12 protein-coding genes are annotated in these 9329 nt (G+C 71.1%); 7 read left to right on the forward strand and 5 right to left on the reverse strand.

All coding sequences use genetic code 11. The features are described from left to right. The first annotated feature begins 7 nt into the window (after nt 1-7). Nucleotides 8-448: an SRPBCC domain-containing protein gene (locus F4554_RS30970; protein WP_179791119.1), complete on the forward strand. Its 441-nt coding sequence runs from the start codon at nt 8-10 to the stop codon at nt 446-448. 27 nt (nt 449-475) lie between these two features. Here F4554_RS30970 and F4554_RS30975 read toward each other — a convergent pair whose 3' ends face one another. Together F4554_RS30975 and F4554_RS30980 are read right to left on the reverse strand one after the other, a co-directional pair. Beyond that, nucleotides 476-1396: an LLM class flavin-dependent oxidoreductase gene (locus F4554_RS30975; RefSeq protein ID WP_179791120.1), complete on the reverse strand. Its 921-nt coding sequence runs from the start codon at nt 1394-1396 to the stop codon at nt 476-478. Between the two features lie 18 nt (nt 1397-1414). Beyond that, nucleotides 1415-2005, reverse strand: a complete 591-nt coding sequence (locus tag F4554_RS30980) for a hypothetical protein (protein ID WP_179791121.1) — start codon at nt 2003-2005, stop codon at nt 1415-1417. Between the two features lie 252 nt (nt 2006-2257). Here F4554_RS30980 and F4554_RS30985 point away from each other — a divergent pair, with 252 nt between their 5' ends. Next, a complete protein-coding gene (locus F4554_RS30985; protein ID WP_179791122.1) occupies nt 2258-2413 on the forward strand; it encodes a DUF6131 family protein in 156 nt (51 codons plus the stop codon). A gap of 114 nt (nt 2414-2527) precedes the next feature. Here the strand turns inward: F4554_RS30985 and F4554_RS30990 are convergent, their stop codons facing one another. The 3 genes from F4554_RS30990 to F4554_RS31000 all read right to left on the reverse strand — a co-directional run bounded on the left by F4554_RS30990 (nt 2528) and on the right by F4554_RS31000 (nt 5171). Further along, nucleotides 2528-3337, reverse strand: a complete 810-nt coding sequence (locus F4554_RS30990; RefSeq protein ID WP_179791123.1) for a methyltransferase domain-containing protein — start codon at nt 3335-3337, stop codon at nt 2528-2530. Nucleotides 3338-3444: 107 nt separating this feature from the next. Continuing rightward, nucleotides 3445-4317, reverse strand: a complete 873-nt coding sequence (locus F4554_RS30995; RefSeq protein ID WP_179791124.1) for a UTP--glucose-1-phosphate uridylyltransferase — start codon at nt 4315-4317, stop codon at nt 3445-3447. A gap of 155 nt (nt 4318-4472) precedes the next feature. After that, a complete protein-coding gene (locus F4554_RS31000; RefSeq protein ID WP_179791125.1) occupies nt 4473-5171 on the reverse strand; it encodes an MBL fold metallo-hydrolase in 699 nt (232 codons plus the stop codon). On the opposite strand from F4554_RS31000, the gene F4554_RS31005 reads away from it, so the two are divergent. The 5 genes from F4554_RS31005 (at nt 5170) to F4554_RS33905 (ending at nt 9197) form a co-directional block, all read left to right on the forward strand. After that, nucleotides 5170-5319: a hypothetical protein gene (locus F4554_RS31005; RefSeq protein ID WP_179791126.1), complete on the forward strand. Its 150-nt coding sequence runs from the start codon at nt 5170-5172 to the stop codon at nt 5317-5319. The two genes, F4554_RS31000 and F4554_RS31005, sit on opposite strands and share 2 nt — an antisense overlap. A 72-nt stretch (nt 5320-5391) precedes the next feature. Next, nucleotides 5392-6201 carry an aminoglycoside phosphotransferase family protein gene (locus tag F4554_RS31010; RefSeq protein ID WP_337796271.1) on the forward strand — a complete coding sequence of 270 codons (810 nt, stop codon included), beginning with the start codon at nt 5392-5394 and terminating at the stop codon, nt 6199-6201. A 101-nt stretch (nt 6202-6302) separates the two neighbouring features. Continuing rightward, on the forward strand, nt 6303-7142 hold the full coding sequence (locus tag F4554_RS31015) for a methyltransferase domain-containing protein (RefSeq protein ID WP_179791127.1): 840 nt from the start codon (nt 6303-6305) through the stop codon (nt 7140-7142). 88 nt (nt 7143-7230) lie between these two features. Further along, nucleotides 7231-7902 carry a response regulator transcription factor gene (locus tag F4554_RS31020; RefSeq protein WP_337796272.1) on the forward strand — a complete coding sequence of 224 codons (672 nt, stop codon included), beginning with the start codon at nt 7231-7233 and terminating at the stop codon, nt 7900-7902. Continuing rightward, a complete protein-coding gene (locus tag F4554_RS33905) occupies nt 7899-9197 on the forward strand; it encodes an ATP-binding protein (RefSeq protein ID WP_179791128.1) in 1299 nt (432 codons plus the stop codon). Before F4554_RS31020 ends, F4554_RS33905 begins: the two co-directional genes overlap by 4 nt. Nucleotides 9198-9329: the final 132 nt, after the last annotated feature.

Genomic DNA, 9329 nt, shown 5'->3' on the forward strand with positions numbered 1-9329 from the left:
TTCGCGCATGGAACTCGACCCGATCGTGCACGAGTACGTCCTGCGGTGCGGACCCGAACGCGCCTTCGCGGCCTACACCGGTGACATCGCCGCGTGGTGGCATCCGAGCTACACGATGAACGCGGAGACGCTGACCGAGGTGAGGATGGAACCCCGGGTGGGCGGCCGGGTCTTCGAGTCGCACCGGGGAGGCGAGGAGTACGACTGGGGGCGAGTCACGGTGTGGGAGCCGGGCCGCCGGCTCACCCACACCTCGACCCTGGCACAGCCGTCCGGTCACCCCAGTGAGATCACCGTGGAGTTCGGCCCGCACGACGGCGGCTGCCGGATGCGCTTCGAGCACGGCGGGTGGAACGCCGACAACGCCGCCGAACGCTCGAAGTTCACCGAGTGGCCCGCCATCCTGGACAGGTTCGCCGCCCTCGCCGACGGGGCCCCGGCAAGCTGACCCCGGCCCGGCATCGGCGTGACGGGCCTACGACAGTGCGGGGATCACCTCGGTGGCCAGGCGCTCCATCTGCTCGGCGTCGTCGTACATCGGGTTGAGCAGGATCATCTCCGCGCCCGCGTCGGCCACCGCCCGCAGCCCGCGCACGCACTCCTCCGGAGGGCCGTAGACGGCGAGCGCCGTCAGGCCGCTCAACCCGAAGTAGCCGTAGAGCTGGTCCAGCGCCGCACCGATCCGCGCGCGGCCGCGCTCGAGGTCGTCGTCGACGGCGATGTAGACACGCTTGGCGATCGGGAGGTCCTTCTGGTCGCGGCCGGCCTCGGCGAGTGCGGCCCGCAGAATCTGGACCTGGCCGGCGAACTGCTCGGTCGTGGTCGACCCCGCGCCCATGAACGCGTCCGCCAGCCGGACCGCCCGGCGCAGCGCGTTGGGATGGCTGCCGCCGAACCACACCGGCGGATGCGGCTTCTGGAACGGCTTGGGCTCCATCGCGGCGTCGTCGAGCTGCCAGAACCTGCCGTCGAAGGTGACACGGGGCTGGGTCCAGCACGCCTTCATCACCTCCAGCCCCTCGGTGAACCGCCGGGTGAGGGTGTCGGGGTCGACGCCGAACGCCGCGACCGCGCGCTGCCGGCCGCCGATCCCGAGCCCGACCTCGATCCGGCCCCGGCTGAGCTGGTCGAGGGTGCTGAGGCTCTTGGCGAGGTGGACCGGACTGTGCAGCGAACTGACCAGCACCGAGCACCCCAGCCGCAGCCGATCGGTGCAGGCCGCGGCGTACGTCATGGTCTCCATCGGCGCCAGGTGCGGCATCGTGCCCAGCACCTGCTCCTGTGTCCAGGCGCTGTCGAAGCCCAGCTCCTCGGCCCGGGCCAGATAGGCGCGGAAGGCGCCCGGGTCGAAGCTGCCGTCGGGGGAGTACTGCGGGATCGAGATCGCGAAGTGCATGCGCCGACGTTAGCCCCTTCAGCCCCTGCGGGCGCCGCTTCGGGGACGCGCACGCCCCGGCCGCGTGACCAGTGCGTCCGGCCAGTCCGCCACCACGACACCGCCGGCAGGCGTACGTGTCCACCGCTCGACCAGGCCTCGAAGGTCCTCCACCGCGAGCGCGAACTGCTCAGGGGCGAACGGGAACGGATCCTCCCGGACAGTGGCCCAGACCTCGCGTGCACGCCGGTCCAAGCCGCTCAGAAGCGCTTTCGTCGATGTGCCCGCGCCGTCCTGCTGGACCGCCTCGTGGACCACCGAGGTCAGCGTCTCGGCCGCGGTGATGGACCGGGACCTGGTGTTCGCGCGCAGGATCTCCTGGGAGCGGCGCTTCGGGTCGTGTCGCAGGCGCCCCGCGACCACGGTCATCGCGTCGAACATCGCACCGGACGCGGCACTGCCGAAGACTCCGTCGGGCATTCCCAGCGCCCGCTCGGTGGCGAAGTGTGCCAGGTCGTGCGGGACCGGCCACCTGCCGCCCGCTCCCGGAAGGGACACCACGACCCCGTCGGGGCGGTGGACGTGCACTGAGTACTCCCAGCTCTCGCCGCGCCGGAACTCCACCCTCATGAGGTTCACCTTCGCAGGGCACCGAGCGATCGGGCCAGCGATTTGTCCCGTCTCGGATGCTTGGTCCTTCCGGGCGCGCCACTCGGACGCCGTTTGTCACCAAAGGCCGGTATCGGTCTGGACGCAATGTCCGGCAGAACTCGCGTGATGCTCGCACGGTGGGCGAGAACTGAGGACAATGGTCGTATCTAATCGCGGCACCCGGTCAGGGAGCTGGCTGGATGCCTGGTCCTGTGAGGGAAGGGGGATGCCGTGATCGTTCTCGGCGTCATCCTGCTGATCCTCGGCGCGATCCTCGGGATTTCGATCCTGTGGACCATCGGGATCATCCTGCTGGTGGTCGGGGTCATCTTCTTGATCCTCGGCCGGATCGGCAAGCCGGTCGGCGGCAGGCGAGTTTGGTGGTAGCTGCCGGCCGCGGACGCTCGCGGGCGTCCGCGGCTGCCAGCCTCACCCTCGACTCCCCCGGCTGACGTACCCGGCTGGTCCCCCGGCTGATGTTTCCGACCGGTCCCGACCAGGTCAGGCACGGACCCGGCGGGCCTTCCACACCTCCGCGCTCGGCCACTGGCGCGCCCATTCGTGGTCGACGTAGTCGTAGTCCGTGGTGGCGTTCTCGGGTGCCTGCACCTCGATCAGGTCCTCCAGCACGAACCCGGACTCCCGGAGCAGCCGCACCATCGGACCGTGCGGCAAGTGGAAGTTGACAGCACCACCGTCGGCACCGTCGGCTCCCTCGGGCTCGTCCTCCAACCGGCACAGGCCGAACTGCGGGCGCAGCAGGGTGCGACCGGCCGGGCCCCGGTCGGGTACGCAGAGGGTGAGCAGGGTGGAGTTGCGGACGAAGACGAGTTCGCCGCCCGGGCGAAGCAGCCGGGCCGCCTCGGGGATCCAGCGGTACGGGTCGCACCAGCCGATCGCACCGTGCTCGCTGATGGCCACGTCGAAGCTCGCGTCGGGAAGGTCGACTTCCTCGGCGTTGCCGTGGATCAGCGGGAACTCACAGCCGAACTCCTGCTGCATCGCCTTGGCGGTGGCCAACTGGCGTTCGGAGTTGTCCACACCGACGGGACGGGCACCGGCCCGGGCAGCCCACGCACTGACGTAACCGGTGCCACACCCCAGCTCGATCAGGTCCTTGCCTGCCAGGTCGTCCGGTAACACCGGCAGGTCCCGCTGCGGAATCCGCCAGACTCCCCAGTGCGGCTCTGCGGCCCACTGCCTGCGCGCCTGGGCGCCGTACCACTCGCTGTGCCGGGCGTCCCACACCTGCCGGTTGCGGCGTACGTGCTCGGGAAGGTCGTCGGCTGTCGGCCCGCTCGGCTCGTTCACGCGGTCAGGCTCGTCCACCGCGCCGAACCTGTCAAAGGTGTTTCGCCTGGCCCGCCGTCGTTTCTAGTGGGACCGCGTCTACCAGGACCGCGTTTACTGGACCTCGTTCACTGCGATCCGCCGGCCAGCTTGCGAAGCTCCGGGCCGTACTCGGGATGGGCGAGCGCCGCCGCGAACTGCGCGCGCAGGTAGCCGAGCGGGTTGCCGGTGTCCCACCAGGTGCCGTCGATGACCTGACCGAACACGGGGTACTCGCGGGCATGCTCGTGGATGGCGTGGGAGAGGTAGACCTCCCCGTCGGGGTTGTGCCGATGGCGGTTGAGCTGACGTTCGAGCTCGGCGACGATGCCCGGCGTCACGACGTACCCGCCGATCGAGGCGAACGCCGACGGTGCCGCGTCCGGGGACGGCTTCTCGATGATGCCGGAGATGCGCAACAGCCCGGCGCCGAGGTCGTCCTCGACCACCGGAACGCCGTAGCGCTGGGACTCGCTGGGCTCCATCGGCATCAACCCGAGAACGGGCGCGCGGGTGCGTTCGTACGCCGCGACCAGCTGCTGGGCACGCGGAACGGCCGAGGTGAACACGTCGTCGGCCCACAACACCATGAAGGGCTCGTCGCCGACGATGCGCGCGGCGTTGAGCACCGGCGTGCCGTTGCCGTAGGGGCCGTGCTGGTAGAGGAACGTGATCCGGGCCAGCGACGCGAGCTCCTCCAGTGCCTCGGCGAGGTCGTCCTTGCCGTCCGCGCGCAGCCGCATGTCGAGGTCCTCGTCGGGCGCGAAGTGCTGCTGGATCAACGCCTTACGGGCGGAGGTGACGATGATGATGTCGTCGATGCCCGAGGCGACGAGCTCCTCGATCGTGTGCTGCAGAACGGGTTTGTCGAGGATCGGCAGCATCTCCTTCGGCAGTGCCTTCGTCAACGGCAACAGCCGGGTTCCCAGCCCCGCGACCGGGATGACCGCCTTGCGCACCATGTGTTCGCCCTTTCGCCGCGGCGGAGAACATTCTCACCGAGCACACCGTCGGAAACGCTACCTGCTGTCGACGAAAAGCGCCGCCCTGCGAACAGGTGGGGCCGTGGTCGCCCCGAGGCCGGCGTCAGGTCGCCACACCGTCAGACCGCACACCGTCAGACCGCTACGCCGTCCGCCGCCGCGCGCAGGGTGGTGGCGGCGTCTCCCACCACCGGAGCGCCGTGGCCGAAACACGCCACGTCGACGTCCAACTGGACAACCCGGCGGAACGATTCGACAGCCCTTGCCCGGTCGACGTTGAACACGCCCAGAATCGGCGCGTCCTGGACGCTCGCGATCGCGTCGCCGGTGAACAGCACCTTGTGGCGCGGCAGGTGCAGCGCGATGCTTCCGTCGGTGTGCCCCGGCATCCCGATCACCTCGGCACCTCCACCGACGGCGATCCGGTCCCCGTCGACGAGCTCCCGGTCGACTCGCACCGGAAGGGCCGCGGGGACGTTGGGCACGACGCTTTCGTAGTAAGGGCGTTCCTGGTCGGTGATGACCGGCGCCGGACCCGCCTGCTCGCCACGCACGACAGGAGCGTCCAACTGGTGCGCCATCACGGTCGCGCCGTTCCAGCCCGCGATCTCCGCCGCCGAACCCACGTGGTCCTCGTGGAAGTGGGTGAGGACGATGTTCTTGATGTCGCGCCGGTCGTAGCCGAGCCGGTGCACGCCGCCCTGGATGGTCGGCGCCGATCCCGCCACGCCGGTGTCCACCAGGGTGAGCCCGTCGTCGTCCACCCACAGATAGACCTGGCCCACCTCGAACGGAAACATGTGCAGGCCCGGCGCCAGTTCGATCGTCTGCATGTCATCGACCCTATTCGGGCCGTACGCCGGGAGTCTCGTCGTTCTGCCGGAGGCTGAACGCGGAATCCGAACCGGCCGGGTCGTACGAATGACGAACGGGCACAACGCAACGGCCATCGACATGGCCACCGAAATGGCCACCGAATAATGTCTTGCGAAACGACCTCGCGGCCAGTGGACTGGGGCGCAAGCGCTGGTTGACGCCGGGAGGTCGAACGCCGTGTCCGATCCGAACGAGCAGTTGCCGGAGACCGAGGTTCTGCAGGACCGCACCGACCGGCCGGTGGTTCGGGTGGGCGGCACCGTACACCGTCCCGCTCAGCCCTGGACCCCCGCGATCCACGCCCTGCTCGACCACCTTGCCGCCGTGGACTTCCCGTACTCCCCGCGCGTGTTCGACGTCCTCCCCGCCACCGGCACCGCGCCGGCGACGGAGGTGGTCAGCTACATCCCGGGCGAGTCGGGGCCGGCCGGCTGGGCCAACGTGGTGGACGAGAAGGGTCTGCGTGCCGCCGCCCGTCTGCTGCGCGACTACCACCAGGCGGTCGCCGAGTGGTCGCCCGCGACGCCGCCCGTGTGGTCCGGCGGCCGCACCGGCACCGGCGGCCCGGGCGAACTCGTCTGCCACAACGACTTCGGCCCGTGGAACATCGTGTGGAACGACGTCACGCCGGTCGGCCTGCTGGACTGGGAGTACGCCGGACCGGGACCGGTCATGCAGGACGTCGCGTACGCGCTGGAATACGTCGCACCGTTTCGCGACGACGAGATGTGCGTGCGCTGGCTCCGCTATCCCGGCCGGCCGGACCGTCGCCGCCGGCTGGAGATCTTCGCCACCGAGTACGGCCTGACCGACACCACGGGTCTGGCGGACGAGGTGATCGCGATCCAGCGGGCCGGCCTGGATTTCGTCCGGCAGCTGGCCGAGGAGGGGCACGAACGCCAGGTCGAGATGGTCGCGTCCGGGTACCTGACCGAGATCGCGAACCGGATCCGGTGGAGCGAGGACCATCGCCACCTGTTCGACTGAGGTTCCTACCGGGATCCGCAGCCGGGATTCGGGACCGGGATTCGGGACTGAGATTCGGCTATCCGCCGTCTCGCCGGCGACCGGTCTGCGACCCTGGCAGGGTGACCAAGGCTGTCAGCGGGATCAGCGACACCGGGTTCGCGCCGCCGTCCCCGGCCGAGATCGCCCGGTCGACCTGGGCGGCCGGTGACTTCCAGCGCATCGCCAACCGGATGGTCCCGGTCAGCGAGGAGCTGGTGCTGGCACTGGACATCCTCCCCGGTGAACGCGTGCTGGACATCGCCGGCGGCACCGGCAACACCGCCCTGGCCGCCGCCCGCCGCGACGCCCGCGTGACCTGCGTGGACGTCGTACCAGAACTCCTCGACCACGCCCGGCTCCGCGCCGACGTCGAACTGCTGCCGCTGGAGACGGTCGAGGTCGACGCCGCGGCGCTGCCGTTCGCCGACGGGGAGTTCGACGTGGTGACGTCGACGTTCGGGCTGATGTTCGTCGCCGACCAGCGGCAGGCGGCGGCGGAGGCGTTGCGGGTGCTGCGTCCGGGCGGGCGGATCGGCCTGGCCAACTGGACTCCGGACAGCGCGCTGGGTGGCCTGCTGCACCTGGTGGCGAAGTACGCACCGCCGCCCGCCGACGCCGCGTCGCCGCTGCGCTGGGGCACCCGCGACGGGCTGGCCCAGCTCCTCGCCCCGTACGCGAAGTTCACCGAGCAACGGCTGGAGCTTCGGTGCGTCGACGTGGCCGCGCGCTCGGTCGCCGAGCAGTTCCGGAGATACCGCCAGTGGTTCGGCCCGGTGAAGCTGGCGGTCGACGGGATGAGCGAGGAGGACGCGCAGTCGTTCGAGCAGGAGTTCGTCGAGCTGTGGGACCGGTTCAACCGCGGTGAGCCGGACGCCGTGGTCGTGCCGTACGACTATCTGCAGTTCGTGGCCACCGCCTGAGGCAGTCACTCCATGTGAGGGACCTCTCCCGGGCCACTCCGCCCCGGCGTCCAAGCATGCACACAGGGTGAGGGGCGAAGATGGGCGCGTGTGCCCCAGCGACGCCTTCGGACCCGCGCGGCTGCTGCTGGTCGAGGACGACCAGGCGCTGGCCGCGATGCTGGCCGACCTCCTCTCCGAGGAGGAGTACGCCGTCGACCTCGCGCCGGACGGCCAGCGTGGGCTGCATCGCGCCCTCAGCCGGGAGTACGACGTGATCGTCGTGGACCGCGGCCTGCCCGGTATCGACGGCCTCGACCTGTTGGTCCGGCTTCGCAGCAGCGGCGTGGCCACCCCTGTGCTGGTGCTGTCCGCACTGGGCACGCCCGCCGACCGGGTCGAGGGCCTGGACGCGGGTGCTGAGGACTACCTGGCCAAGCCGTTCGACGTGGCCGAGTTCCTCGCCCGCCTCCGTGCGCTGCGCCGGCGCCACCTCGACCAGGCCCGGCTGCTGCCGGTCGGGGGCGAAGTGCTCAACCTGGACACCCGGGAGGTCGGCCGGGCGCAGCTCTCGGAGCGGGAGTGCGACCTGCTGGCCGCCCTCGCGTCCCGGCCGGGCCACGTGTTCAGTCGTACCGAACTCCTCGCCCGGGTCTTCCCAGGCGCCGAGGGCGAGGTCGTCGTGGACACCTACGTCCACTACCTGCGCCGAAAGCTCGGCCGGGCGATCGTCACCACGGTCCGCGGCCGGGGATACCGGCTGGGCGAGGCGTCGTCGTGACCACTTCTGGCCGGGTCCGGCTGGGCGACCGGCGGCTGACCAGTGCCGAGTCGGCGATGTTGCGGCGTACGGCGGTACGCCTCGGCATCCAGGCAGGCCTGATCGTCGCCGCCATCGTCACCGTGCTGGTGGGGGTGACCCTCGCCGTGGTGCTGCACGCCGAGGCGGCGGACACCAGGTCGATGCTGGCGGCCGCGGTCAGCCGGGCGGACAACGACGTGGCCGACGCCCCGGCGAACGTCTGGCTGGTGAGACGCGGACCGGACGGGCAGCGCAGTACCGACGGCCTGCCGACGGGCGCGGCCGACCAGCGGGCGCTCGCCCGGACCGCCCGCACCGGCGTCGCGGAGACCCACGAACGCGAGGTGAACGGCGCGGACTACCAGGTCTTCACCATGCGGCGCGGCGACACCACCGTCCAGGGCGTCCTCGACCTCGGCCCGGTGCACGCCGACCGCAGGCACCTGCTGTACTCGCTGCTCCTGGTCGGCGGGCTCGGGCTGGTGCTGGCCGCAGGGGCGGGCGCCATGCTCGGCGTGCGGGCGGTCCAGCCGCTGGCCAACGCGCTCAGCCTGCAGCGCAGGTTCGTCGCCGACGCCAGCCACGAACTCCGTACGCCACTCACCCTGCTCACCACCCGGGCCCAACTGCTGCGCCGGCACCTGCAGCGGGGCCACGACCACCAGGCCGCCCTCGCCGACGCCGAGAGCCTGGTGCACGACAGCGACAACCTCGCCGCCGTACTCGAGGACCTCCTGCTCGCCGCCGACCCGCACGCCGAGGCGGCCACGGAGGAGATCGACCTGCGAGTACTCGCCGGTGGAGTGGCGGCAGCCAGCGCCGCGGTGGCCGGCGCACGCGGCGTCACCGTGCGGGCCGAGGGCGGTGACGCCCCGGTGGTCGTACGAGGCGCGCCGGTGGCACTGCGCAGGGCGCTGACCGCCGTACTCGACAACGCGGTCCGGCACGCGGAGCAGACCGTCACCGTGACCGTCCATGCGGACGACCGGCAGGCCGTGGTGGAGGTCGCCGACGACGGTCCCGGACTGGACCCGGGAATGGCGCCCCGGTTGTTCGACCGGTTCTCCTCGGCCGGCGGGAGTACGCCGGACGGGCGGCAGCGGAGGTTCGGCATCGGGCTGGCGCTGGTCGGGGAGATCGTGGCCCGGCACCACGGCGAGGTCGAGGCACTGGCGGCTCCCGGCGGCGGCGCGGTGTTTCGGCTCACCTTCCCCCGGCCCTCCACCGGGACTGGCGCGGCTCCCACGGACCCCGCCGACCCGGTCGAGTCCTGACTCCCCTGGACCGCACAAACCCGGCGTTTCCCAGGAAATCCACAGGCGCCGGCCACGCGGGCTCCAAGAATTCTCCCAATCAGCGCGGACATGCTGTAAGCGGCCATCAGGGCCCGCCCGGTGCACCACAGG

This window comes from Actinopolymorpha rutila (genome assembly GCF_013407855.1).
GTDB classification, from domain to species: domain Bacteria; phylum Actinomycetota; class Actinomycetes; order Propionibacteriales; family Actinopolymorphaceae; genus Actinopolymorpha; species Actinopolymorpha rutila.

Bases quoted from the DNA above. Each gene is read 5' to 3' on its own strand.
- F4554_RS31000 (WP_179791125.1), bottom strand. From the start codon at position 5,171: ATGCAGACGATCGAACTGGCGCCGGGCCTGCACATGTTTCCGTTCGAG.
- F4554_RS30995 (WP_179791124.1), bottom strand. From the start codon at position 4,317: ATGGTGCGCAAGGCGGTCATCCCGGTCGCGGGGCTGGGAACCCGGCTG.
- F4554_RS31005 (WP_179791126.1), top strand. From the start codon at position 5,170: ATGTCATCGACCCTATTCGGGCCGTACGCCGGGAGTCTCGTCGTTCTG.
- F4554_RS30980 (WP_179791121.1), bottom strand. From the start codon at position 2,005: ATGAGGGTGGAGTTCCGGCGCGGCGAGAGCTGGGAGTACTCAGTGCAC.
- F4554_RS30975 (WP_179791120.1), bottom strand. From the start codon at position 1,396: ATGCACTTCGCGATCTCGATCCCGCAGTACTCCCCCGACGGCAGCTTC.
- F4554_RS30970 (WP_179791119.1), top strand. From the start codon at position 8: ATGGAACTCGACCCGATCGTGCACGAGTACGTCCTGCGGTGCGGACCC.